The sequence below is a fragment of the Cellulosimicrobium funkei genome (assembly GCF_001019615.1).
Lineage (GTDB): Bacteria > Actinomycetota > Actinomycetes > Actinomycetales > Cellulomonadaceae > Cellulosimicrobium > Cellulosimicrobium cellulans_E.
Window position 1 is genome coordinate 1 of the sequence record NZ_JNBQ01000046.1, and the last position, 21,952, is coordinate 21,952.

A 21,952-nucleotide genomic window follows, 5' to 3' on the forward strand; every position below is an offset into this window, starting at 1 on the left:
CACAGCGTGCGGTGGGACCCGCGCCGGGCCGCAACGTTCGTCGCGGGCCACCGCGCCCTCGTCGACGCGCTCGAGGTGCGCGACACCCGTACCTATAAGCGCCGCATCCAGCGACACCTCGAGGACGCGAGGGCGGGTCTGTGAGCGCGGTGACCTCCGGGTCGACCTCGGTGGCGACCGAGGGTGAGACCGCCGCGTCCGCTCGCGGGGCGAGCGCCGCCGTCGGGCCGCGGGCGTGGCTCGCCGTCGCGGCGGTGATGTTCGCCGTCGCGTGGGGCGGTAACGAGTTCACGCCGCTGCTCGTCATGTACCGGGAGGTCGGGCACTTCTCAGCCGTGACCGTCGACGCGCTGCTCGCCGCGTACGTGCTCGGCATCGTCCCCGCGCTCCTGCTCGGCGGGCCGCTGTCCGACCGGTACGGGCGCCGACCGCTGCTGCTGCCCGCCGCGCCGATCGCGCTCGTCGGGTCGCTCGTGCTCGCCGTGGGGGAGTCGTCCGCGGCGCTGCTCGCCACGGGCCGCGTGCTGTGCGGCGTCGCGCTCGGGCTCGTCATGGCCGTCGGGACCACGTGGGTCAAGGAGCTCAGCGACGCGGCCGTCCGCACGTCCGGCGACCCCGACGGCGGCTCTGGCGCCCGGCGTGCCGGCCTCGCCCTCACGCTGGGGTTCCTCGTCGGGGCGGGCGTCGCGGCGGTGCTTGCGCAGTGGGCGCCCTGGCCCACGCACACGGCCTACCTGCTGCACGGCCTGCTGGCCGTCGCCGCGGGGGTGTGGGTTCTGGGGGTGCCGGAGACGCGTGCCCGTGCGGGTTCGTCGGGCAGCGAGCGGGGTCGGCTGCGCGACGACCTGCGTGTGCCGGCCGTCGCGCACCGGCGGTTCCTGCGCGTCGTCGTGCCGGTGGCGCCGTGGGTGTTCGGGTGCGCGGGCAGTGCCTACGCGGTGCTGCCCGGGCTCGTGTCGGCGAGCGCGGGCAGCGCGCCCATCGCGTTCTCCGGGCTCATGACCGTGCTCGGCCTCGGCTGTGGGGTCGGGATCCAGGTGCTCGGACGGCTCATCGACACCCGCCACAGCGCGCGGGCGTCCGTGGTGGCGATGTCGATCGTCGTCGTCGGGATGGGCTTCGGCGCTTACGCGTCGGCGCGGCTCGACCTGCCGACCGCGCTCGTGGCTGCCATGGTGCTCGGCGCGGGCTATGGCCTCGCGCTCGTCGCCGGGCTCAGCGAGGTGCAGCGCATCGCGACGCCCGACGACCTTGCCGGACTCACGGCCGTGTACTACTCGCTGACGTACGTCGGGTTCTGCGTGCCCGTGGCGCTCGCGGCGCTGTCCGTGCGGTGGACGTACGCGCAGATGTTCCTCGGCGGGCTGGTCATTGCCGCGGTCTGCCTGGCGGTCGTCGCCAGCGCGTGGCGCGCCCACCTGCCGACGGGGGAGCGGGACGCCACCTCGGGCGCTGCTGACGAGACCGACCGCACAGCCACGACCGGGGCAAACGGTGCGCTGGCGGCGTCGCGGATGGGGTAGAGTATCCGAGGCTTCACGGGGCCGGGACGCACGATGTTAGGTCGAGTGTTACGCCTGGTGATCCAGCCACGGGCTGTGGCGCAGCTTGGTAGCGCACCTGACTGGGGGTCAGGGGGTCGCAGGTTCAAATCCTGTCAGCCCGACAGTGTGATGTTGCATGACATTGGAAGGGCCGGACCTACATTTCGTAGGTGCGGCCCTTCGTCGTTCGGGGGTGGGGGTGCCCACCTTTGGTATCTCCGGTGCACATGCCTCGTCGTTGGATGACGATGACCACCGGTACGCTGCCGTGCAGCGCGCCCGCCGCGCGTGACTCCCGCTCCCGATGACCGTGAGCCAGGGTATGGGGACGAGATGGGATGGGCTCGATGGAGACGACCCTGGAGTGGCGCGAGGCGCGATACGAGGCGCTGGACGTTCGCGTGACGCTGGTCCTCGTCGGGCTGGGGGGCCTTCTGCTCTTCGGGTGGATGCTCGTGCGTTTGCTTCTACGCCTGCGGGGACGAGGCCCGAAGCTCCAGGTGAACGGACCGAAGGGGCGCATCCTGTTCCAGCTCACGGCAGGCCTGGTCTGTGTCAACGCGTTCCTGCTCGGGATCGGAATTCTCGGGGGCTCCTACGCCGCCTACGAAGATCGGGCCCTGGCGTCCCTCTGCGTGGTGCTCGCGGTCCTCTGGCTCTGGGGCTGGATCGAGTACGAGTTCGCTAAGCCGGGCCTTCTCGTGATACCTGAGGCAAGGCACATCGCCGGAGCGCGGTCGAGACCGAGGCCGGGCGGTAATCGATCCTGACCGATCGCACGCACGACTTAGCGCGCTGGGCGTCGATCTGGTTTCCGCAGCCACGCCGGGAGGTGGCGTGCTGGACGCTTCGTGCCCGACGGGAATGTTGGTCGTCAGCGCGCTCAGTGTCGAGGTAGTGCACACACCAGCCGCCCACTTCAATGGCTCGTGGACTCAGCGCTACGCCGCGGGAGTTTCGGTGACGGACCTCGTGCCGCTCGCCGACGTCGGCACGACGTGGACGACGGTGCGCTTCCTCGTCTATCCCGCGCTGGGCGTGGCGATGGACGTGACGTATCTGGCCTGCGAGAGCGTGCCACGGCGTTCTCGTCGCAGGGCCTGTCCGTCCGCGTGATCGGCTGACCCGCACCGGCGCGCTGCTCGCCCGCGCCGCATCCTTGACTCGGCCACGAACTTGCGGCGGAGTCGGTCTTGTAACTCGTACAGTGGTGTTCGACTACAGAGGCCGACATGCCCGGCGTCACCCAGCAATCCCAGCGCGCCGACGCGCGACGCAACGTCCAGGTGATCCTCGACGCGGCGGCGGTGTGCCTGAGCCGCGACCCGGACGCGAGCGTCGCCGAGATCGCGCGGTCCGCGGGAGTCGGCAGGGTCACCCTCTATGGGCACTTCGAGAACCGTGCCGTGCTGGTCGAGGCGGTCGTCGCGCGCGCGATCGAGGAGGGTGACGCGGCGCTCGACGCCGTTGACCTGTCCGGCGACGCGCGCGACGCGCTGGCACGGCTCGTGAGGCAGAGCTGGCTGACGGTCGTGCAGGTGGGCTCGCTCCTCACCGCGGCGACGGAGGCACTCGGGCCCGAGCGGGTGCTCGCACTGCACGAGCGGCCGGCGTCTCGGGTCGAGCGGCTCGTCGAGCGGGGTCGTGCCGACGGGGTGTTCCGGGCAGACTTGCCGGCGTCCTGGCTGGTCGGCACCCTGCACCGGGCGATGCATGGTGCCGCGGAGGAGATCGACGCGGGCCGGCTCGCGGCCGATGACGCGGCGACGACCATCACCGCGACGGTACTCGCCGCGTTCACCCCGCCCGGCACGCCGGTGCCCGCCGTCCCGGACGAGGTGCCGCGATGACCACCGCGGACCACGCCCCGGAGCGCACCACGGGACATGCGTTCGCCCGGCCCGCGGCGTGGTGGCCCGTCGCGACCGGTGCGCTCTTCGGCGGTGCCCTCGCCGTGGCCGCGTGGGTCGGCTTCTCCGACACCGCTCAGTCCTCGCTCGTGCTGACCGCCGCCGCGTTCGTCTACCTCGGCGCCGCGGCGCTCGGGCGGCGCGGCGCCGCGTGGCCGCTGTTCGGGCTCACGTTCGTGCTCATCGGTGTCGGCTTCGCCGTGCCGGGCTTCGACCCATTCTGGGCGATGCTCGGGGTCGTTGTCGTGCTGGCGGTCTACAGCCTCGTGCGCGGAGCCGCCCGCCCGGCCTGGGGGCTGCCGCTCCAGGCCACGGTGATGGTCGTCGTCGTGGGCGTCGCGGCGGCCGTCGCCGTGCTCGGCCAGCCGTGGGCTGGGCTGCTCGTCGGTGCCGGGCTGCTCGCCCACGCCGCGTGGGACGTCCACCACCTGCGCACGCGTCGCGTCGTCTCGGCGTCCCTCGCGGCATTCTGCTGCGCGCTCGACGCCGTGCTCGGGGTGGCCGTTGTCGCGCTGGCGCTCGCGGCCTGAGACCCGCGTGTCGCCGGGACGACGTCCGCACGGGACGGTGCGCGCACCTAGGCTCGGGGCATGCCGACCGTCCTCCTCGTCCGACATGGCCGCACGACTGCGAACGCGAGCGGCATCCTCGCCGGTCGGGCGGAGGGGGTCGCGCTGGACGCCCTGGGCCGTGACCAGGCGGCCCGCGCCGCTGGGCGGGTCGCGGGAGTCCCGCTCGCCCGCGTCGTGGCGAGCCCGCTCGAGCGGTGCCGGCTGACCGCGCAAGCGCTGCTCGACCACCAGGCGGCCGCGCCGGAGTCCGTCACCGAGCAGGGCATCACCGAGTGCGACTACGGGCAGTGGCAGGGGCGCTCGCTGAAGGACCTGGCCACGGAACCGCTGTGGTCCGTCGTACAGACGCAGCCCTCGGCGGCCGTGTTCCCGGGCGGTGAGTCGCTGGCCGCGATGCAGTCCCGGGGCGTCGAGGCCGTCCGACGGCACGACGCCGAGGTGGCGGCGCTGCACGGCGCCGACGCGGTGTGGGCGGCGGTCTCCCACGGGGACGTGATGAAGTCGGTTCTCGCGGACGCGCTGGGCGTGCATCTGGACCTGTTCCAGCGGATCGTCGTCGGGCCGGCGTCGATCTCGATCGTCCGGTACGGGCCGCACCGCCCGGAGGTCGTGGCCGTGAACACCGACGCCGGCGACCTCTCGTGGCTAGGCGCGGCGGCGCCGGTCGGCGACGCGCCGGTCGGGGGCGGCGCGGGCCCGGTTCGACCTGACGACCTGAGCGACCTTCCGCCGTCCTGACGTCCGACCCGTGGCCGCCCGGCGCGGACGGGCCGAGCGCTCGTAGAGTGAGGGCATGCCCACTCTCGTCCACGAGCACGACTGGCCCGACCGCGTCGTCGTGGGGACCGTCGGGATGCCCGGCTCCCGCACCTTCTACCTCCAGGCCCGCACGGGCACCCGGACGACGAGCGTCGCCCTCGAGAAGGAGCAGTCCGCCGTCCTCGCTGACACGATCCAGCGCCTGCTCGACGAGCTGATGGAGGCGCCCGACAACCGGTACAGCGTCCCCGTCGACGTGCCGGCCGAGCTCGTCGACGACGACCCGTTGGACCTTCCCGTCGAGGAGGAGTTCCGCGCGGGGTCGATGCGGCTGAGCTGGGACCCGCGCACGGCGGAGGTGGTCGTCGAGGCGTTCCCGTTCGTGGACGAGGACGACGACCTCGACCCCGACGCGGACGAGCCCGAGCCCGCGGAGTCGTTCCTCATCCGCATGCCGGTGGGGACGGCGCGCGCCTTCGCCCAGCGCACGCGCGCCGTCGTGCAGGCGGGGCGCCCGATCTGCACCCGGTGCGGGCGGCCGATCGACCCCGACGGGCACGAGTGCGTGCCGCCCGACGAGGCGTGACGTCCCCGCACGACGACGTCGACGCGGCGCCGCTCGACGCCACGTCACGAGACACCGCGGCACGAGACACCGCGGCGCTCGAGGTCGTCGGACGCATCCGCGCGGCGTCGAACGCGACGTTCCTGGCCCGGATCGGAGAGGTCCCGGTCGTGTACAAGCCGGTCGCGGGGGAGAAGCCGCTGTGGGACTTCCCCGACGGCACGCTGGCGGGCCGGGAGGTGGCCGCGTACCTCGTCTCGGAGGCGCTGGGCTGGGGGATCGTCCCGCGCACGTGGCTGCGTGACGGGCCGCTCGGCCCGGGCATGGTGCAGCTCTGGCAGGACGTGGACGCGGCCCAGTCGCCCGTCGACGTCGTGCCCACCGACGAGGTGCCGCGCGACGGCGTGCGGACCGTGCTGGAGGGCGTCGACGAGGACGAGCGCCCGGTGAGCGTCGTCCACGAGGACTCGCCGTCGCTGCGGCGCATGGCCGTGTTCGACGCGGTCGTGAACAACGCCGACCGCAAGGGCGGGCACGTGCTGCCGCTGCCCGACGGGCGGCGCCTGGGCGTCGACCACGGCGTCACGTTCCACGTCGAGCCCAAGCTGCGGACGGTGCTCTGGGGCTGGCTCGGCGAGCGCCTGGACGACGACGAGCTCGCGGGCGTCGAGCGCGTGCGCGCCGGCGTCGGGGCCGGCTTCGCCACGGGTACTGGCACGACGTCCGGCACCGACGGCGATCTCGACCACCGGCTCCGAGGCTTTCTCGCGCCCGACGAGGTGGCGGCCCTCGCCGAGCGCTGCGACCGACTCCTCCGCACGGCACGGTTCCCCGCGCCCGAGGGCGACATGCCCGCCGTCCCCTGGCCGTTGTTCTAGCCAGCCGCGTCCGACGCCGCCGCGGCAGGACACCCGGGCCCGCACGCCGGACGTCCCGCGGCTCAGCGGCCGTGCGGGTCCGCCGCGTTGAGCACGCGCACGACCTCGTCGTAGTCGCCGCGCGCCTCGCCGAACCGGAGGAACTTCACGCGCTCCACGAGGATCTCGTGTGCGTCCGGCTGCGTCCGCAGCAGGTCGACGACCTCCGTGACGAAACCGTCGAGCGGCATGGCGAACGCGCTCTCGCGCTGGCCCGGCATGAGGTCGGTCGCGACGGACGGCGGGACGAGCTCGACGACGTCGACGCTCGTGTCCGCGAGCTGGAGGCGCACCGCCTCGCTGAGCATGTGGATCGCCGCCTTGGACGCGTCGTACGTCGGCGTGACCGCGAGCGGCGCGAACGCCAGCCCGGACGACACCGTGACGATGGTCGCGTGCGGTCGGGTCTGCAGGTGCTCGACGAACGCGCCGATGAGCCGGATCGGGCCGAGCACGTTGGTCGTGACGATCTGCTCGGCGGTGTCGAGGAAGCCCTCGGGGTGGTGCCAGTCCTCTGCGCGCATGATACCGGCCATCGTGACGAGCGTGTCGAGGTCGGGGTGGCGGTCGAGCACCTCCTTGGCGGCCGACGCGATGCTCTCGGGGTCGGTCGTGTCGATGCGCACGGTGTCGAGGCCGGGGTGCTCGGCGGCGATCCGCTCCAGGAGGTCGGTGCGGCGCCCGCCGACGACGACGGTGCTGCCCTGCTCCTGCAGTGCGACCGCGAGCGCCAGCCCGATGCCGCTCGTCGCGCCGGGGATGAAGACGGTGCTGTTCGTGAGGTCCATGCCTCGATCCTGGGCGCGCGGCGAGCGCCGCGGCAGAGTCCGGTCATCGGGGGACCGGCGATCCCTGGCACGGGCGCGTCGCACCCCGGACGATGGGCGCATGGACCGTGCCGCGCTCGCCGACTTCCTCCGCCGTCGCCGAGAGGCGCTGCAGCCGGGTGACGTGGGCCTCCCGGCCGGGCTGCGCCGTCGGGCACCGGGCCTGCGCCGCGAGGAGGTGGCGCAGCTCGCGCTGATGTCCACGGACTACTACACGCGCCTGGAGCAGCAGCGCGGGCCGCAACCGAGCACACAGATGCTCGCGTCGATCGCGCGGGCGCTGCGCCTGTCCGACGACGAGCGCGACTACCTCTACCGGGTCGCCGGGCACGGGGTGCCCGACCGGGCGACCGACCCGGGGCACGTGGCGCCCGCGCTGCAGCGCGTGCTCGACCGTCTGGGCGACACCCCGGCCCTCATCCTCAACCCGCTGGGGGAGACGCTCGCGCAGAACGACCTGGCCCGCGCTCTCTACGGCGACGCGACGGCGTACTCGGGCTGGGACCGCAGCGAGATCTACCGGTGGTTCGCCCACGCCGAGACGGCGCGCGCGATCTACCCGGCGGACGACCGGGACCGGCAGGGTCGGGCGCTCGTGGCGAGCCTGCGCTCCGCCGTCGCGGTGCTGGGCCCGTCGTCGCGCGCGGGCGAGCTCGTGCGCGTCCTGCGGCGCACGAGCCCGGAGTTCGCGGCGCTGTGGGAGCGGCAGGAGGTCGCGCGCCGGTTCGTGGACCACAAGACGCTCGTGCACCCGGTGGTGGGGGAGATCGAGGTGGACTGCCAGGCGCTGGCCACCGAGGACCAGCTCCAGGTGCTCCTCGTGCTCACGGCGGCGCCGGGCACGGAGGCGGCGGAGAAGATCCGGCTGCTCGGCGTCGTCGGGACGCAGGACCTCGTGGGCGGCGGTGCCGCGGGGCGCCGATGAGAAAGCGGGTCGGCGGTGGTCTGAGTCTGGTCCGGGCAATCGCGTATCAAGGGAGATCGACGAGATGAGACCGCTGCGCTACTCGATCAACCTCACGCTCGACGGCTGCTGCCACCACGAGGCCGGGCTTCCCCCGGACGAGGAGTCGATGCGCTACTGGACCGCCGAGATGGAGCGCTCCGACGCGCTCCTGTTCGGGCGGGTGACCTACCAGATGATGGAGTCGGCGTGGCGCAGGCCCGCGTCGGGCGTGTGGCCCGACTGGATGGACGAGTGGGAGGTTCCCTTCGCCGAGGCCATCGACCGCGCGAAGAAGTACGTCGTGTCGAGCACGTTGAGCGACGTCGACTGGAACGCCGAGCTCGTGCGGGGCGACCTCGGGGAGGCGGTGCAGCGGCTCAAGGACGAGCCGGGCGAGGGCCTGTGGGTGGGTGGCGTGAACCTGCCGCTGGCACTGGCGGACCTGGGACTGATCGACGAGTACGAGCTCGTGGTGCAGCCGGTCCTCGCCGGGCACGGGCCGACGTTGCTCGCCGGCCTGCACGAGCGCATCCCGCTCGAGCTCGTGGACCGCACCCCGTTCCGGTCGGGAGCGCTCGCCGTGCGGTACCGGCCCGTGCGCGCCACGGCGTGACGGCAGGCCCTCGACGTCAGGCCCTCGACGTCAGGGTTCGAGGCGCCGGCGCAGCAGGCAGAACTCGTTCCCCTCGGGGTCGGCGAGCACGTGCCACGGCTCGTCGCCCGTCTGCCCGACGTCGGCGGGTCGCGCCCCGAGGGCGAGGAGCCGCTCGAGCTCGGCGTCCTGGTCGCGGTCGGTGGGGTTGACGTCGAGGTGCAGCGGGAGCTTGCCCGCCCGCGGGTCCGTGCTCGGGCTGAGGATCAGGGTGGGCTGGGGGCCGCCGAACCCGACCTCGGGCGGGCCGATCTCGATCGAGCCGTCGCCCTCCCGGTCGAGCTCGACGTAGCCGAGGACGTCGCACCAGAACCGGGCGAGCAGCTCCGGGTCGGCGCAGTCGAGGACCAGCTCGCTGATGCGGGATGCCATGCGACGCACTCTACGGAGCCTGCGGTGCCGGCACCCGGCGGGTGAGTCGCGATCGTGAAAGCCTGACCGTCACGTGCGGCGAGAGGGAGTCGGGATGGGGCTGGGCAGACGGCGGTCGGGGAAGCGGACGGGCGAGCGCGCCGAGGCGGAGGGAGCGGGAGCCGTGGCGTCGCGCGACGAGACGGACCGCGACACCCTGGCGGCCGACCCGGGCACACCCGACGTCCGCGCCTCCCGTCCGCCGTCGCATCCGTCGGGCGTCTCCGCGCTGTGGTCGGACGGCGTCGGGCGCGCGGGCACGCGCTCGGTCCAGGTCCTCGCGATCGTCGCTCTCGTCGCCGTCGCGGTGTTCGCGGTCACGCGGCTGACGCTCATCGTCATCCCCGTGCTCATCGCGCTCGTCCTCGCCGCGGCGATCTCCCCGCTCGTGAGCCTGCTGCGGCGCAAGGGCGTGCCGTCGTTCCTCGCGACGGTCGTCGCGCTGCTCGCCCTGGTCGCCGTGCTCGGGGTGGTCGTGTGGCTGGTCGTCGCGGCGGTCGTCAACCAGTGGCCCGAGCTGCGCGACCAGGCGATCGACGGGTTCGACGAGCTCCAGGCCTACGTGCAGGATCTGCCGTTCCAGATCACCGAGGAGCAGATCGCGTCGGTGCGCGACTCGCTCGTCGGCCTGCTCCAGTCCGACGCCGTGGGCGCCGGAGCGCTCGCGGGCGCCTCGCAGACGGTCGACTTCGTCGCCGGGTTCTTCGTCATGGTCGTCGTGCTGTTCTTCTTCCTCAAGGACGGCCCGGCGATCTGGGAGTTCCTGCTGCGCCCGTTCGAGGGCGCCCGGTACGAGCGGGGGCAGCGGATCGGCGAGACGACGGTCCGCACGCTCGGCGGCTACGTCCGCGGGACGGCGATCGTCGCGGCGGTCGACGCCGTCGCCATCGGCATTGGTCTCGCGATCGTCGGGGTCCCGCTCGTCATCCCGCTCTCGGTGCTCGTGTTCCTGCTCGCGTTCATCCCGCTCGTCGGCGCGACGCTCGCCGGCATCCTGTGCGCGCTCGTCGCGCTCGTGGCCGTCGGGCCGGTCGAGGCGCTCATCGTGGTCGCGATCGTCATCGCGGTCAACCAGCTCGAGGGCGACCTGCTCCAGCCCGTCGTCATGGGCCGCACGCTGCGGCTCCACCCGCTCGTGATCCTCGTCGCGCTGACCGCGGGCACCGTGCTCGCGGGCCTCACCGGAGCCGTGCTCGCCGTCCCGATCGCGGCCTCGATCTGGCGCGCGATCCAGGTGTGGGACGGGCCGGACCTCCCGGCGCGGTTCGCGCGCCAGAAACGGCACGAGACCGTCGACGGCGCACCCGCGTCGTCGTAGCACCGGCCGGCCGGGGTCGTGCCGGGCCGCGCGAGGCGCCGCCGCGCGCGAGGATCGGAAGCGACGTCGCCCACCTTCGCTCCCGACGAGGAGGAGCGCATGGCCGCACCGAACGACCCCCTCGCAGCACGCCCCCGGCTCGGCGAGCTGGCCGGGCTCCGGCGTGGCACCACCACGGCCGACGCGCTCGCGTTCTTCGACACGCTGCCGCCCGCGGACGTCGACGCGATCGCCGGTCGGTGGCGCGGCGCCGGGCTGCCCACCGGCCACCCGCTCGACGGCGTGCTGGAGGCACTGGGGTGGGTCGGCAAGCGGTTCGACGGCGTGCGCGACGCGCACCCGCTCGTGTTCGCCGGCCCCCGGGGTGGCCCGTTCGCCGTCGACCCCGCGTTCGTGCCGCTCCCTCTCGTGCTGCGGTGCGCCCCGCTCCTGCGGCGGCCCGGCGTCGCGCGGGTCGTGCGCGCGCTGCTGCCGCTCGCGCGGACGCGGCGCCCCCGGGCGCGGCTGCGGACCGTCGTGCACCGCGGCGCGGCGACCGCCGCCATGACCTACGACGCGCTCCCCGTCGAGGACGTGTTCCGTGCCGTCGACGGCGACACCCTGCTCGGCCTCATGGAGGCCCGCGGCATGGAGCGGCCCTTCTTCTTCGTGCTGCGCCGCGCCGTGCCGATCCAGGTGCCGGGTCAGCCCACCTTGCCCTGGAGCAGCCGCCGCCAGTAGATCGTCGGCTGCACGTACCGGTCGAACAGCAGCAGGCTGCGGCGCGGGCGCGCGAGGTCCACGAACCGGAACCCGGGGTCGGGCCGGCGCTCGCGGTCGAACTCGGCGAGGAGCAGCTCGGCGCGCGACGTCGTGACCGGCGCGACGGAGTAGCCGTCGTACCGCTGCATCGGCGTGCCGCGGCGGCGCGCGGTGATGTTGCGCGCCACGACGGGCACCTGCCGGCGCAGCGCGCCGCCCGACGGCATCGCGTCGACCGCGGCCGCGTCCCCGAGGCCCCAGACGCGAGGGAAAGTGACGTGCTGCAGCGTCTCGGGGTCGACGGCGACGAACCCGTCGCTCTCCGGCGTCGCGAGCCCGCTCTCGGCGACCCACGCGGGAGCGCGGTGCGGCGGCGCGACGTACAGCGCGTCGTAGCCGAGCTCGTCGGTCCCGTGCGGCCCGCGCAGCCGGACCGTACGGTGCGCGGCGTCGACGGACACCAGCGTCGTGCCGGTGCGCACCTGGACGCCGAAGCGCCGGGCGGCGTCGCGCAGGGCGGGCTCGGCGCGCGGGTCGTCCACGAGCCGCGGCGACTCGACGGCGAGGTCGATCTCGATCGCGTCCAGGACGCCGGTGCGGCGCCAGTGGTCCGCGGCCACGAACAGCGGCTTGAGCGCCACGGGGAAGCACGGCACGTGCCGGGAGGAGACCGCGAACACCACGCGGCCCGCGGTGAGCGACGACAGCAGGTCCCAGGTCTTGGACGCGAGGTCGGGCAGGTAGCTCGTCGCGGCGAACGACGTGCGCACGGCCTGCTCGGCCCCGGGCACCGCGTCCCAGTCGACCTCCGAGCCCGGGCACACCGCGAGGTCCGCGTACCCGAGCGTGCGCCCGCCCGCGAGGTGCACGAGGGATCGCGCGGGGTCGACCGCGACGACGCGGTCGACGTACCGGTGGACGCCGTCGGGCACGACGTCGTCCTGGGGCCGGGTGAGGTCGTCGAGCGTCGCCATGCCGGAGGCGACGTAGGAGAGCAGCGGCCGGTACTGGTGGGTGGTCCGGGGGTCCACGACCGCGACGTCGGGGCAGCCGTCGCGGCGCAGGCGTCCCGCGAGCGAGAGCCCGGCGTTGCCGCCGCCGAGGACGAGCACGTCGTGCCGCACGGGGGTGGTCATGACCGGTCCGTTCTGCCGGGGACGGGACGCTCCACGCTACGGCCGCCCCCGGTCGCACGCCGTCCCAGCCGACCGGCGACGGTCCCGCACGCCGCGACGAGCTCGGCCGGCCCCGCCGCGAGCACGTCCGCGTCGAACGCGGCGACCCGCGCGGCGAGCGCGACCCAGGACCACGAGCCCAACGCAATCCGGCAGCGGTCGGGCCCGAGCACCTCGACCGCGCCGTCCTCCACGAACGGGACGACGGCCCGGGCCGGCGCGGCGAGCTCGACCCACCCGCGGCACGGCCAACCTGACTCTCCTCCGGTCGGCGTCGCTCCTCCGGTCGGCACGGACCCGGAGGGCGGCGTCGACCCGGCGAAGCGGGCCGCGACGAACCCGGCCACGTCACCGCCCGGGAGCTCGCGGCGCACGAAGCGCGGCCCTGTGGGTTCGCGGGGCGTCGTGCGGTCGAGGCGGAAGGTGCGCCAGTCCGCGCGGTCGAGGTCCCACGCGACGAGGTACCAGCGTCCGGCACGCACGACGACGTGGTGCGGCTCCACGCGCCGCGGCGCCGTCGCGGCACGGCCCGTCCCCGGCCCGTTCACGCCCCCGGTTTCGGCTCCCGCCTCGGTGGTGGCGACGGGTGGCGCATAGTCGAGGCGCAGCACCTCGCGCCGGCGCACCGCGGTGCTCACGGCGAGCAGGGTGTCGACGTCGACCGACGGCGCCGGTCGCCCGGTGCCGCCGGGGACCGGGACGACGTCGACGGCGTCGACCCGGTGGCGCAGCCGCGCGGGCAGCACCTGGCGCACGGTCGCGAGCGCCCGCACGGCCGCCTCCTCGATCGCGTCGCCCGGCCCGCTCGCCGCGACGGTGCGCAGCGCGACGGTCAGCGCGACGACCTGCTCGTCGTCGAACAGCAGGGGCGGGAGCTCGGTGCCGGCGTCGAGGCGGTAGCCGCCGTCGCGCCCGCGCGTCGCGACGACGCGGTAGCCGAGGTCGCGCAGGCGCTCGACGTCGCGGCGCACCGTGCGCGGGTCGACGCCGAGCCGCCGGGCGAGCTCGGGACCGGTGCGGTCGGGGCGCGCCTGGAGGAGCGACAGCAGCAGGAGGGTCCGGCGCGACGTCTCGGTCATGCGCCCATGCTCGCGCACCATGCGGACACTCCTCGCCCTGATAGGCCGAGAGGGTGGTGGCACGAGCCCGGGCGACGTCCGGGACCGACGGGCGCCGCGACCGCGGGCCCGGACGACCGACCCGGAGGAGACGCCATGTCCGTCCAGACCACCCCCCACCTCAACTTCCGCGGCGACGCCCGCGCCGCGCTCGAGCACTACCGCGCGGTGTTCGGCGGCGACCTCGTCCTCACCACGTACGGCGACCTGGGCCAGGCCCCGGACCCGGCCGAGGCCGACCTCGTCGTCTGGGGCCAGGTCAGCGCGCCGAGCGGCTTCCGCGTCATGGCCTACGACGTCCCCGCGGGACGACCCTGGAGCCCCGGCGAGGCGCCGTTCTTCGTCTCGGTGCGCGGCGACGACGTCGAGGAGGTCCGCGACTACTGGGACGCGCTCGTCGACGGCGCGAGCGTCGTCGCGCCGCTCGCGTCGTCCGACTGGGCGCCCCTGTACGGGATGCTCACGGACCGGTTCGGCGTGACCTGGGTGCTCGACGTCGCCGCGAGCCGCTGACCCACGGGCCGGGGCGCCCTCGCCGTCGCAGGGGCGCTCCGGCCGCAGCCGTGGCCTGCCCGCGCAGTTCAACCGCTCCGTCCCCGTCCGGGCGCGCTCGTGCCCGCCTCTCTCCAGGTGCAGGGGACCGAACCGAGGGGGGACCCCATGGCTGGAACCAGGAAGTCGGCACCGAAGAAGCCGAGCCGGCGCGAGGTGCCGGAGACGCCCGACACCGTCGACGCGCTCTACCCGCCGCTGCCCGAGCGCATACCGCTCACGCTCGAGTCCATCGCGGGCGACGAGCCCACCTACGCCGAGATGCTCGAGTCCATCTGCGGCGCCACCGACGACTCCCAGCCCGTCGAGCAGTACGACGGCACGCTGGGCGTCACCCAGGCGTACGTGAGCGCCCACCAGAAGCAGGCCGTGCAGGTGCAGTGGAACACCGGGCTCGGCGGCGTCTTCACCAACCCCGGGAACGTCGACGGCGTGCGGTGGGGCAGCGGCACGCTCATCGCCCCGGACCTCGTGCTCACGTGCGGGCACCTGTTCGACCAGAGCGCCGACGGGTGGGTCCTGCCTCGCCAGAACGGCTCGATGCAGGTCGTGACGCCGCAGCAGATCGCGACGAGCATGCACATCAACGTGCTCTACCAGGTGGACGCGAGCGGCGTGCTGCGCACCGAGGTGAGCTTCCCGATCGTCGCGCTCGTCGAGTACCGCCTGGGCGGTCTGGACATGGCGATCGTCCGCGTGGGCGGGAATCCGGGGAGCACCTACGGGTTCACGGCCGTCGCGACCGCCAACCCGGGCGTCGGGGACATGCTCGCGATCATCGGCCACCCCGCGGGGATGCCGAAGCGGGTCGAGGCCGGCCCCGCGACCACCGTGACGACAAACCAGATCCGCTACGACGACATCGACACGCTCGGCGGCAACTCCGGGTCCGGCATCCTCGGGCCCGCGGGCGAGCTCGTCGGCGTGCACACCAACGGCGGCTGCAACGCCGCGGGCACCGGCTCCAACTTCGGCACCGCGATCGTGGGCATCAGGGCCGTGTCGCCCACGCTCCAGGCCTTGCCGCAGGGGGCGCGCACCGCGACCGCCGACGACGGGTTCACGTCCCTGGCGCAGGACGTCATCGCGACCGTCAAGGCCGCCGACCAGGTCGGCACGCTCCGCGCGGCCGACACCGCACGGGCCGTCGACGTGCTCACGATCCGGCAGGCCGACTCCCACACGGTCGCCGACCAGATCGGGACGTCGTTCCTCCGGGACCAGGGCGGCACGCCGCGGGCGCTGGACTCGATCTTCCAGGCCGACACCCGGTTCGCCGCCGACAACCCGGTCGCCACCGGGTTCGCAGGAGACGTCGGCACCGGACCTGGCGACACGCTCCAGGAAGGGATCCTCGACCCCGGCGACCTGTTCGACCCGGTGGTGAACCCCGCGATCGGGCGGCTCGTCCAGGCGGGCGCGCTCGCCGGGGCCCGGCCGTTCGTCCAGGGCGCCGAGTCCCTCGTGGACGAGGAGGACGCGGGGGAGCCCGTCGACGTCGTCGGCGCGCTGGTCGAGGCTGTCGCCGAGGCACGGGCGACGCTCGAGGCCGTCGAGGCGGCCCTGACCCAGCTCCAGGCCGAACAGTGACGCGATGATCGGCATCGTGTCCCACGCGGACGACCTCCACACCACGGAGGTCGTCCGCCACCTGGACGCGCTCGGCGCGCCGCACGTCCTCCTCGACACCGGTCACGCCCCACGGTCGGTGTCGCTCACCTCGACGCAGGACGCGGCCGGGTGGCGGGCCGACTGGGTCGACACGAGCGCCGAGGGCGTGAGCGCCGTCGACGCGACGCAGCTGCGGGCCGTGTGGTGGCGTCGCCCGCAGCCCTTCGCCCTGCACGACGACGTCCGCTCGCCCCAGGACCGCGGGTTCGCCCACGGGGAGATCGCCGCCGCGGTGTCGGGCCTGTGGTCGTGCCTCGGCGCCACCTGGGTGAACGACCCGGACCGCGACGAGGCCGGCTCCCGCAAGATGTGGCAGCTCCAGGTCGCCGCGCGGCTCGGGCTGCGCGTCCCGCGCACGTGCATGACCAACGACCCGGCGCGAGCCCGCGAGTTCCTGCGCCGCGAGCCGGGTCCGGTCATCTTCAAGCCGTTCAGCGGCACGCCCGCGACGTGGCGCGAGACCCGCCCGGTGCGCGAGGCGGACCTCGACCTCCTCGAGAGCGTGCGGTACGCGCCGGTCATCTTCCAGGAGGCCGTCGCGGGGTCGGACGTGCGCGTGACGATCGTCGGCACGCAGCTCTTCGCGGCCGAGCTGCGGACCGAGGAGTCCGGGTACGCCTACGACTTCCGTGTCGACACCCACCACTGCCCGACGACGGCCCACGACCTTCCCGAGCACGTGGCCGCAGCCCTGCTGCGGCTCATGGACGTGCTCGGCCTCTGGTACGGGGCGGTCGACCTGCGTCGGACTCCGGAGGGCGACTACGTCTTCCTCGAGATCAACCCGGCCGGCCAGTGGCTGTTCGTGGAGTACGCGACCGGGCAGCCGATCGCCGCGGCGCTCGCAGGCCTCCTCGCGCGGCTCGACCGCGAGGACGGCGTGGGGGCGCCGCGCCGGCGCGCGTGGCGGAGCAGCACCGGGTGAGCCGGGTCAGCGCCAGCGGTCGCGCCACCGCTCCCACGGTGGCGCGACCGACCAGTTGACGCGCAGCGTGCGCCACGCGCGGTCGAGCCGGCGACGCCGCTGGCGGCGTCCCCGCAGCGACCGCGCCGAGACCCCGACGCGCCACGACCGGACGAGGACGGTGCGCCGCCGCGGCCCGAGACGGAAGGAGAGGTCCAGGTCGTCGTGCACCTCCGGGTCGTCGCGCACGACGCCGTCGCGCACCGCCGCCCAGGCCGTGCTGCGCAGCGCCATGCACGACCCCCACAGCGCGGTGTGCCCGAGCGCGAGGTGGCACAGGACGTAGTACGCCCCGAGGTAGGCGATCGCGACGGCGGTGCGCGCGCCACGCGGCAGGTCGTCGAACGTCCCGGTGCCGGTCATGGCGTCGAGCGAGGGGTCGTCGGCCATGCGGTCCACGACCCGCTGCACCCAGCCGGCGTCCGGGCGCGAGTCCGCGTCGAGCCGGGCGATGACGTCGCCGCGCGCCGCGTCGTACCCGGCCGCGGCCGCGGCGGGGATGCCCACGCGCTCCTCGCGCACGACGACCGCGCCCCAGCGGCGCGCGACGAGCGCCGAGTCGTCGCTCGAGGCGTTGTCGACGACCACGACCTCGAGCGGTGCGACCGTCTGCCGGGCGAGCAGCGCGAGGCACCGGTCGAGCGCGTCGGCGTCGTCCCGGACCGGGACGACGACCGACACGGTGGGGCGGGTCATGGCGTCGACCCGCGCCGGAGGCTGCCGGGCACGAGGAGCCCCGCGACGACCGCGCCGAGCAGCCCCGCGGCGAGGTCGGTCACGGTGTCGTCGTAGCCCACGCCGATGCGGTCGTCGAGGTACGTGTGCCCGGCCCACTCGCCGAGCTCCCACAGGATCGCGAGCATCGCGCCCAGGCCGGCGGTCACGACGAGGACGCCCGCCCGGGCACGTCCGGGACGCAGCGTGCCGGGGTCGGCGAGCATCCCCGTGCGGACGAGGGCGACGTACGCGACGGCGGCGACGAGACCGGTGCAGGCGGCGTGGACGGGGAGGTCGAGCCAGGGCACGGCGCGGTACCACTCGAGCTGCGCGGCCCAGGCCGAGGCGAGGAGCGTGGCGCTGAACGCGACGTCCAGGGGAGCGGTGAGGCCGAGCGCGCGCGGCACCATGGTGCCGCCCAGGACCAGCAGGAAGAGCGCCGTCGCGACGCCGTCGAGGCCCACCGCAGCGACCACGCTCACCGCCGCCGCGGCGCGCACCACGTCGCCCGGGACCAGCCTGGCCCGTGCGTGGACGGAGCTCGTGGGGGCCGCCCCGGGGGCGGAGGTGCCGGGCATCGACGACTCCTCGGACGGTGGTGCGGCGGAGTCTCAGCGTGACCCGGGAGCGGGCCGCTCGCACGCCCGCGGGGGGCACGTCAGGGGGCCGTGCGCCACTGCCAGTCGGCCTGCGAGGGCAGCCCCGCGAGCTCGAGGCGGTGCGTGGCCCAGCGCAGCGCGTCCCAGGGGTCCACGTCCCTGACCTCGCGCGCGACGTGCGGGAACATCCGCGCGAGCACCCGCGCGCAGACGTCCGGCGGGGGGTCGACCTCGACCCCCAGGCCGCGCGCGACGTCCTCGCCGTGCACGAGGACCTCGACGCAGCCCATGCCCGCGAAGCCCTCCGCGTCCGCGACGCCGCTCGGGTGGAACGCGCGCACGTCGGGCCCGCTCGTGCGGAGGACCGCCGCCAGGAGCCCCGACCCGGTGATCGCCATCTCGAGGACGCCGTCCGCGGTCGCGTCCTCGTCGGCCACGGCCATGAACCGGACGAAGCGCGACGCAGGTCGCGCGACGAGCTGGGCGGCGAACGACACGAGCGTGTCACCGAGGTGCTCGGCGGTGTGCCAGGCGTCCCACGTCCCCGTCCCCGGGGCGTCGTCCCACGTCCGCGAGGCCACGGGTCCCAGCGCCCGGGCCACGCTCGCGGTCGCGGCGTCGAGGTCGTCTGCGGTCACGGGCATGCGGGGGCTCCGTCCGGTCGGGTGCGACGTCCCGGTGCGACGGCGCTCGGGGCGACCGTAGCCGGTGGCGCCGACACGGCGGTCGGCTCAGGACCGGAAGCCGACGAGCGCGGCGTCCAGCGCCGCGAGCATCCCCTCGCGCAGGGCCGCGGGGTCGTCGGTCTGCCGGGCGAGGACCTGCCCCGCGGCCCCGACCGCGCCCACCGCGGCGCCGACCATCGGTGCGACGTCGCGCAGCGGGCTCGCCGTCCCGCGCGCGACGCGGTCCGCGAGCCCGGCGACGAGGGTCGCGAGCCGGAGGGTGAGCGAGGCCGGCACGCGCCCGCTCGCGCCCAGGGCCGCGCGCGCACGCGCCTGGGCGACCAGGGCGTCGTCCGACGTCGCGGCGTCGACGAGCGTCCGCACCGCGGCGTCGACCCGGGCGGCGGCCGACGGCGCGCGCGACTCCTCCGCGACGCGCCACGCGAGCTCCGTGAACCCGTGCACGTGGTCGAAGAGGAGGTCCTCCTTGGTGGGGAAGTGCAGGTAGAACGTCCGCTCGGAGACGTTCGCCGCGCGCGCGACCTCCGCCACGGTCGTCCCGCCGAAACCCTGAGCCTCGAACAGGCGCGCGGCGCTCGCCAGGATCGCCTCGTGGGTGCGCCGTCGCCGGGCGTCGTGGCCGTTCTCGCTCGTCACGCGAGGAGCTTAGCCGCGCCCGGGCAAGTATGCAGATCTGCAGCTTGTGGCAGGGTGGGCCCATGGAGCACAGCCACCCGCGTCGCTACGTCGTCACCGGAGCGGACTCCGGCCTCGGGCGGGAGGTCGCCCGGCTGCTCGCGCGCACGGCCGACGTCGTCGCGTGCGGCGTGGGCGAGGGCGTCGACGTCCGCGCCGACCTCACGACCCCGGACGGCCGCGCCGCGCTCGTCGAGCAGGTCCGTCGGCGGACGGACGACCGGCTCGACGCCGTGGTCGCGGTCGCGGGGTCCGGCGCCCCGCGACCGGAGGCCGTCGCCCTGAACTACTTCGGCACGGTCGAGGTGCTCGACGGCCTCCGGCCCGCGCTCGCCGCGTCCTCCGCACCGGCGGCCGTGGTCGTGTCGTCCTCCTCGACGCTCCACCGGGGCAGCGGGGCTCTGGTCCGCGCCTGCGCGCGGGGCGACGAGGAGCGGGCGCTCGCGACCGCCCGGCAGCTGGTCAGGGCGCGGCGGGGGAGCCAGCTGTACCGGTCGAGCAAGACCGCCCTGAACCACTGGGTGCGGACGACGGCCGTGCGCGAGGAGTGGGCCGGTGCGGGGATCGTCCTCAACGCCGTCGCGCCGGGCGTCGTCGCGACGGAGGCCGTCCTGGCCACGTGGGAGCGTGACCGGGCGCTCCTGGAGACGGCGCTCCCGCAGCCGCTCGGCGCCCCCGGACCGGTCGCGCCCGTCGCGCACCTGCTCGCTCACCTGGCCTCCGCGGAGAACCGCTCGACCACCGGCCAGGTCGTGTACTGCGACGGCGGCACGGACGCGCTGGTGCGAGGCACGCGGCCGCAGCGGACCTACCTGCGCTACCCCGTCCGGGACGTCGTCGCGATGTGGCGCGCGACGCGGTCGAGCGCGACGTAGTCGTGCCGGGCCGCGGGAGCGTCGCGGACGGTGCGCGGCGACGCGTGCGTGCCGGACCTGGGGAACAGGTCGACGGCGGAGAAGGTGTCGGTCGTGCGGCCCGCGTGGGCCGTGGCGTCGCGCGAGGGTCACGCACCGGCGCGCCGCTCGTCGGCCAGCAGCGCGTACGTCACGCCGTCGACCCAGCCGAGGTCGCGGTGCAGCGAGTCGCGCACGCCCACGCCCTCGCGACGCATGCCGACGCGCTCCATGAGCCGCCACGACGGCTCGTTCGCGAGGAACGCGTTCGCGACGACCCGCCGCAGGCCCAGGTCCTCGAAGCACACGCGGAGAAGGCCCCGGACGGCCTCCGTCGCGTACCCGCGCCCCTGTTGCGACGGCGAGAGCGCCCAGCCGATCTCCGCCTCGTCCGGGCGGGGACGGTCGACGACGTCGCGCTGGCCCCAGCCGTCGCGCACCGCGAGGTAGAGGTCGCCGACGACCTCGCCGTCGTGCTCGACGACGAGCGTCGTGGCGAGCCGGCCGGGATCGGCGTGGTGCTCGCGCCACTCCTCGGCGGCGGTGAACCGCTGCGTGAGCCAGCGGTCCACGGCGGGCAGGCTGCGGTAGGCGAAGAGGGAGTCCGCGTCCTCGGGCCGGGCGCGGCGCAGCACGAGGCGCGGGGTCGTCACGGGCCAGGCGACCCGGTCGAGGGCGTCCGGACGGACGTCGGTGGTGTCTGCCATGGGCATCACCCTGGCACGCGTCCCGGACGGGGATCGAGCAGATTGCCGCCGGGGACGGCCCCGGGGGACGTGTCACACGCGGCGCGGGTGTCCGGTCGACAGGGGTGACAGGGCGGCACGCGCCGCACGCAGCGACAGGAGGACACCATGAAGATCGTCGTGATCGGCGGTACGGGGCTCATCGGCTCGAAGCTCGTCACCGTGCTGCGGGACCGCGGCCACGAGGCCGTGCCCGCCTCGCCCAACTCGGGCGTCAACATCCTCACCGGGGAGGGCGTCGCGGAGGTGCTGGAGGGCGCGGACGTCGTCGTCGACGTCTCGAACTCGCCCTCGTTCGAGGACCAGGCGGTCCTCGACTTCTTCCGCACCTCGACGGGCAACCTCCTGGCGGCCGAGGAGAAGGCCGGCGTCCGCCACCACGTCGCGCTCTCCGTCGTGGGGACGCAGTCCCTGACCGAGAGCGGGTACTTCCGCGCGAAGATCGCCCAGGAGGAGCTCATCACGGGCTCGCCGGTGCCGTACTCGATCGTGCACGCGACGCAGTTCTTCGAGTTCCTCAAGTCGATCACGGACGGCGCCACCCAGGACGGCGTCGTGCACCTCGCGCCGGTCCTGTTCCAGCCGATCGCCGCCTCCGACGTGGCCGTCGCCGTCGCGGACGTCGCCACGGGCGCGCCGGTGCGCGGCATCGTCGAGGTCGCGGGGCCCGAGGTCTACCGGCTCGACGAGCTCGTCCGGACCACGCTCGCGTCGCTGGACGACCCGCGCGAGGTCGTCGCCGACCCGGAGGCCCGGTACTTCGGCGCGCCGTTGTCCGAGGGCTCGCTCGTCCCGGGCGACGGCGCGGTGCTCGGCGCCACCCGGCTCGCGGACTGGCGCCAGCAGCAGTCCGTGGCGACGCGCTAGCGGACGGACCGGCCGAGAGACCTCGGCCCTGCTCGCCGGGCGGGCGTCCCGACCCGCGTCCTCGCACGAGGACGCGCGAGGACGCGCGGGGCCGCCCGCCCGGCGCGACGACGGGACACCCCTGCGG

Annotated in this window: 26 protein-coding genes and 1 tRNA gene; 18 read left to right on the plus strand and 9 right to left on the minus strand. The window is 74.8% G+C overall.

The window, feature by feature from the left end; translation table 11 throughout:
- Positions 1 to 140: 140 nt before the first annotated feature.
- The 9 genes from FB00_RS18895 (at position 141) to FB00_RS18935 (ending at position 6,228) form a co-directional block, all read left to right on the plus strand.
- Positions 141 to 1,523 carry an MFS transporter gene (locus tag FB00_RS18895; protein WP_231581947.1) on the plus strand — a complete coding sequence of 461 codons (1,383 nt, stop codon included), beginning with the start codon at positions 141 to 143 and terminating at the stop codon, positions 1,521 to 1,523.
- A 69-nt stretch (positions 1,524 to 1,592) separates the two neighbouring features.
- A tRNA-Pro gene (locus tag FB00_RS18900) sits at positions 1,593 to 1,666 on the plus strand.
- 225 nt (positions 1,667 to 1,891) lie between these two features.
- On the plus strand, positions 1,892 to 2,314 hold the full coding sequence (locus tag FB00_RS18905) for a hypothetical protein (RefSeq protein WP_156186470.1): 423 nt from the start codon (positions 1,892 to 1,894) through the stop codon (positions 2,312 to 2,314).
- Between the two features lie 190 nt (positions 2,315 to 2,504).
- Positions 2,505 to 2,660 (plus strand): hypothetical protein, encoded by a 156-nt coding sequence (locus FB00_RS22205; protein WP_156186471.1) that lies wholly within the window; start codon positions 2,505 to 2,507, stop codon positions 2,658 to 2,660.
- Between the two features lie 116 nt (positions 2,661 to 2,776).
- Positions 2,777 to 3,394 carry a TetR/AcrR family transcriptional regulator gene (locus FB00_RS18915; RefSeq protein ID WP_047234472.1) on the plus strand — a complete coding sequence of 206 codons (618 nt, stop codon included), beginning with the start codon at positions 2,777 to 2,779 and terminating at the stop codon, positions 3,392 to 3,394.
- On the plus strand, positions 3,391 to 3,984 hold the full coding sequence (locus FB00_RS18920; protein ID WP_052877784.1) for a hypothetical protein: 594 nt from the start codon (positions 3,391 to 3,393) through the stop codon (positions 3,982 to 3,984). Before FB00_RS18915 ends, FB00_RS18920 begins: the two co-directional genes overlap by 4 nt.
- 60 nt (positions 3,985 to 4,044) lie before the next feature.
- Positions 4,045 to 4,764, plus strand: coding sequence for an MSMEG_4193 family putative phosphomutase (locus tag FB00_RS18925; protein ID WP_047234473.1), 720 nt, complete (start codon positions 4,045 to 4,047; stop codon positions 4,762 to 4,764).
- Between the two features lie 55 nt (positions 4,765 to 4,819).
- On the plus strand, positions 4,820 to 5,371 hold the full coding sequence (locus FB00_RS18930; protein ID WP_047234474.1) for a DUF3090 domain-containing protein: 552 nt from the start codon (positions 4,820 to 4,822) through the stop codon (positions 5,369 to 5,371).
- Positions 5,372 to 5,466: 95 nt separating this feature from the next.
- A complete protein-coding gene (locus tag FB00_RS18935; RefSeq protein ID WP_047234494.1) occupies positions 5,467 to 6,228 on the plus strand; it encodes an SCO1664 family protein in 762 nt (253 codons plus the stop codon).
- Between the two features lie 62 nt (positions 6,229 to 6,290).
- On the opposite strand, the gene FB00_RS18940 is transcribed toward FB00_RS18935, so the two are convergent.
- A complete protein-coding gene (locus tag FB00_RS18940; protein WP_047234475.1) occupies positions 6,291 to 7,055 on the minus strand; it encodes an SDR family oxidoreductase in 765 nt (254 codons plus the stop codon).
- Positions 7,056 to 7,155: 100 nt separating this feature from the next.
- Between FB00_RS18940 and FB00_RS18945 the strand changes: the two genes are divergently transcribed.
- On the plus strand, positions 7,156 to 8,019 hold the full coding sequence (locus FB00_RS18945; protein WP_047234476.1) for a helix-turn-helix transcriptional regulator: 864 nt from the start codon (positions 7,156 to 7,158) through the stop codon (positions 8,017 to 8,019).
- A 64-nt stretch (positions 8,020 to 8,083) separates the two neighbouring features.
- Positions 8,084 to 8,653 carry a dihydrofolate reductase family protein gene (locus FB00_RS18950; RefSeq protein WP_047234477.1) on the plus strand — a complete coding sequence of 190 codons (570 nt, stop codon included), beginning with the start codon at positions 8,084 to 8,086 and terminating at the stop codon, positions 8,651 to 8,653.
- 30 nt (positions 8,654 to 8,683) lie between these two features.
- Here FB00_RS18950 and FB00_RS18955 read toward each other — a convergent pair whose 3' ends face one another.
- On the minus strand, positions 8,684 to 9,064 hold the full coding sequence (locus FB00_RS18955) for a VOC family protein (RefSeq protein WP_047234478.1): 381 nt from the start codon (positions 9,062 to 9,064) through the stop codon (positions 8,684 to 8,686).
- A 94-nt stretch (positions 9,065 to 9,158) separates the two neighbouring features.
- On the opposite strand from FB00_RS18955, the gene FB00_RS18960 reads away from it, so the two are divergent.
- A complete protein-coding gene (locus FB00_RS18960; RefSeq protein ID WP_082141516.1) occupies positions 9,159 to 10,421 on the plus strand; it encodes an AI-2E family transporter in 1,263 nt (420 codons plus the stop codon).
- Between the two features lie 99 nt (positions 10,422 to 10,520).
- Positions 10,521 to 11,141: a GXWXG domain-containing protein gene (locus tag FB00_RS18965; protein WP_047234479.1), complete on the plus strand. Its 621-nt coding sequence runs from the start codon at positions 10,521 to 10,523 to the stop codon at positions 11,139 to 11,141.
- Here FB00_RS18965 and FB00_RS18970 read toward each other — a convergent pair.
- Entirely contained in the window at positions 11,105 to 12,298 is a 1,194-nt protein-coding gene (locus FB00_RS18970; RefSeq protein WP_047234480.1) for an NAD(P)/FAD-dependent oxidoreductase, read from the minus strand. The genes FB00_RS18965 and FB00_RS18970 overlap by 37 nt on opposite strands.
- Positions 12,295 to 13,416: a helix-turn-helix transcriptional regulator gene (locus FB00_RS18975; RefSeq protein WP_047234481.1), complete on the minus strand. Its 1,122-nt coding sequence runs from the start codon at positions 13,414 to 13,416 to the stop codon at positions 12,295 to 12,297. Before FB00_RS18975 ends, FB00_RS18970 begins: the two co-directional genes overlap by 4 nt.
- Before the next feature lie 135 nt (positions 13,417 to 13,551).
- Between FB00_RS18975 and FB00_RS18980 the strand changes: the two genes are divergently transcribed.
- From FB00_RS18980 to FB00_RS18990, 3 genes are all read left to right on the plus strand, one after another.
- Positions 13,552 to 13,968 carry a VOC family protein gene (locus FB00_RS18980; RefSeq protein WP_047234482.1) on the plus strand — a complete coding sequence of 139 codons (417 nt, stop codon included), beginning with the start codon at positions 13,552 to 13,554 and terminating at the stop codon, positions 13,966 to 13,968.
- Between the two features lie 147 nt (positions 13,969 to 14,115).
- Positions 14,116 to 15,597 carry a trypsin-like serine peptidase gene (locus FB00_RS21355; protein ID WP_082141517.1) on the plus strand — a complete coding sequence of 494 codons (1,482 nt, stop codon included), beginning with the start codon at positions 14,116 to 14,118 and terminating at the stop codon, positions 15,595 to 15,597.
- 4 nt (positions 15,598 to 15,601) lie between these two features.
- Positions 15,602 to 16,603: an MvdC/MvdD family ATP grasp protein gene (locus FB00_RS18990; RefSeq protein WP_052877786.1), complete on the plus strand. Its 1,002-nt coding sequence runs from the start codon at positions 15,602 to 15,604 to the stop codon at positions 16,601 to 16,603.
- Positions 16,604 to 16,609: 6 nt separating this feature from the next.
- Here the strand turns inward: FB00_RS18990 and FB00_RS18995 are convergent, their stop codons facing one another.
- The 4 genes from FB00_RS18995 to FB00_RS21360 all read right to left on the minus strand — a co-directional run bounded on the left by FB00_RS18995 (position 16,610) and on the right by FB00_RS21360 (position 19,280).
- Positions 16,610 to 17,338 carry a glycosyltransferase family A protein gene (locus tag FB00_RS18995; RefSeq protein WP_047234483.1) on the minus strand — a complete coding sequence of 243 codons (729 nt, stop codon included), beginning with the start codon at positions 17,336 to 17,338 and terminating at the stop codon, positions 16,610 to 16,612.
- Positions 17,335 to 17,937 (minus strand): hypothetical protein, encoded by a 603-nt coding sequence (locus tag FB00_RS19000; RefSeq protein ID WP_047234484.1) that lies wholly within the window; start codon positions 17,935 to 17,937, stop codon positions 17,335 to 17,337. The genes FB00_RS18995 and FB00_RS19000 overlap by 4 nt, the downstream gene beginning before the upstream one ends.
- An 80-nt stretch (positions 17,938 to 18,017) precedes the next feature.
- Positions 18,018 to 18,602, minus strand: a complete 585-nt coding sequence (locus FB00_RS19005) for a maleylpyruvate isomerase family mycothiol-dependent enzyme (protein WP_047234485.1) — start codon at positions 18,600 to 18,602, stop codon at positions 18,018 to 18,020.
- Positions 18,603 to 18,689: 87 nt separating this feature from the next.
- Entirely contained in the window at positions 18,690 to 19,280 is a 591-nt protein-coding gene (locus FB00_RS21360) for a TetR/AcrR family transcriptional regulator (RefSeq protein WP_052877787.1), read from the minus strand.
- 62 nt (positions 19,281 to 19,342) lie between these two features.
- Here FB00_RS21360 and FB00_RS19015 point away from each other — a divergent pair, with 62 nt between their 5' ends.
- A complete protein-coding gene (locus FB00_RS19015; RefSeq protein ID WP_052877788.1) occupies positions 19,343 to 20,194 on the plus strand; it encodes an SDR family oxidoreductase in 852 nt (283 codons plus the stop codon).
- A 128-nt stretch (positions 20,195 to 20,322) separates the two neighbouring features.
- On the opposite strand, the gene FB00_RS19020 is transcribed toward FB00_RS19015, so the two are convergent.
- Entirely contained in the window at positions 20,323 to 20,919 is a 597-nt protein-coding gene (locus tag FB00_RS19020; RefSeq protein WP_047234486.1) for a GNAT family N-acetyltransferase, read from the minus strand.
- 147 nt (positions 20,920 to 21,066) lie between these two features.
- On the opposite strand from FB00_RS19020, the gene FB00_RS19025 reads away from it, so the two are divergent.
- A complete protein-coding gene (locus tag FB00_RS19025) occupies positions 21,067 to 21,825 on the plus strand; it encodes an SDR family oxidoreductase (protein ID WP_047234487.1) in 759 nt (252 codons plus the stop codon).
- Positions 21,826 to 21,952 lie beyond the last annotated feature (127 nt).

Coding starts and splice junctions, on each gene's coding strand:
- FB00_RS18975 (WP_047234481.1), bottom strand. CDS start 13,416: ATGACCGAGACGTCGCGCCGGACCCTCCTGCTGCTGTCGCTCCTCCAG.
- FB00_RS21355 (WP_082141517.1), top strand. CDS start 14,116: ATGGCTGGAACCAGGAAGTCGGCACCGAAGAAGCCGAGCCGGCGCGAG.
- FB00_RS18915 (WP_047234472.1), top strand. CDS start 2,777: ATGCCCGGCGTCACCCAGCAATCCCAGCGCGCCGACGCGCGACGCAAC.
- FB00_RS19005 (WP_047234485.1), bottom strand. CDS start 18,602: ATGCCCGTGACCGCAGACGACCTCGACGCCGCGACCGCGAGCGTGGCC.
- FB00_RS18925 (WP_047234473.1), top strand. CDS start 4,045: ATGCCGACCGTCCTCCTCGTCCGACATGGCCGCACGACTGCGAACGCG.
- FB00_RS19020 (WP_047234486.1), bottom strand. CDS start 20,919: ATGGCAGACACCACCGACGTCCGTCCGGACGCCCTCGACCGGGTCGCC.
- FB00_RS18980 (WP_047234482.1), top strand. CDS start 13,552: ATGTCCGTCCAGACCACCCCCCACCTCAACTTCCGCGGCGACGCCCGC.
- FB00_RS18970 (WP_047234480.1), bottom strand. CDS start 12,298: ATGACCACCCCCGTGCGGCACGACGTGCTCGTCCTCGGCGGCGGCAAC.
- FB00_RS18950 (WP_047234477.1), top strand. CDS start 8,084: ATGAGACCGCTGCGCTACTCGATCAACCTCACGCTCGACGGCTGCTGC.
- FB00_RS19025 (WP_047234487.1), top strand. CDS start 21,067: ATGAAGATCGTCGTGATCGGCGGTACGGGGCTCATCGGCTCGAAGCTC.
- FB00_RS18940 (WP_047234475.1), bottom strand. CDS start 7,055: ATGGACCTCACGAACAGCACCGTCTTCATCCCCGGCGCGACGAGCGGC.
- FB00_RS18995 (WP_047234483.1), bottom strand. CDS start 17,338: ATGACCCGCCCCACCGTGTCGGTCGTCGTCCCGGTCCGGGACGACGCC.
- FB00_RS19000 (WP_047234484.1), bottom strand. CDS start 17,937: ATGCCCGGCACCTCCGCCCCCGGGGCGGCCCCCACGAGCTCCGTCCAC.
- FB00_RS18945 (WP_047234476.1), top strand. CDS start 7,156: ATGGACCGTGCCGCGCTCGCCGACTTCCTCCGCCGTCGCCGAGAGGCG.
- FB00_RS18965 (WP_047234479.1), top strand. CDS start 10,521: ATGGCCGCACCGAACGACCCCCTCGCAGCACGCCCCCGGCTCGGCGAG.
- FB00_RS18960 (WP_082141516.1), top strand. CDS start 9,159: ATGGGGCTGGGCAGACGGCGGTCGGGGAAGCGGACGGGCGAGCGCGCC.
- FB00_RS18930 (WP_047234474.1), top strand. CDS start 4,820: ATGCCCACTCTCGTCCACGAGCACGACTGGCCCGACCGCGTCGTCGTG.
- FB00_RS18955 (WP_047234478.1), bottom strand. CDS start 9,064: ATGGCATCCCGCATCAGCGAGCTGGTCCTCGACTGCGCCGACCCGGAG.
- FB00_RS18920 (WP_052877784.1), top strand. CDS start 3,391: ATGACCACCGCGGACCACGCCCCGGAGCGCACCACGGGACATGCGTTC.
- FB00_RS18990 (WP_052877786.1), top strand. CDS start 15,602: ATGATCGGCATCGTGTCCCACGCGGACGACCTCCACACCACGGAGGTC.
- FB00_RS19015 (WP_052877788.1), top strand. CDS start 19,343: ATGGAGCACAGCCACCCGCGTCGCTACGTCGTCACCGGAGCGGACTCC.
- FB00_RS18905 (WP_156186470.1), top strand. CDS start 1,892: ATGGAGACGACCCTGGAGTGGCGCGAGGCGCGATACGAGGCGCTGGAC.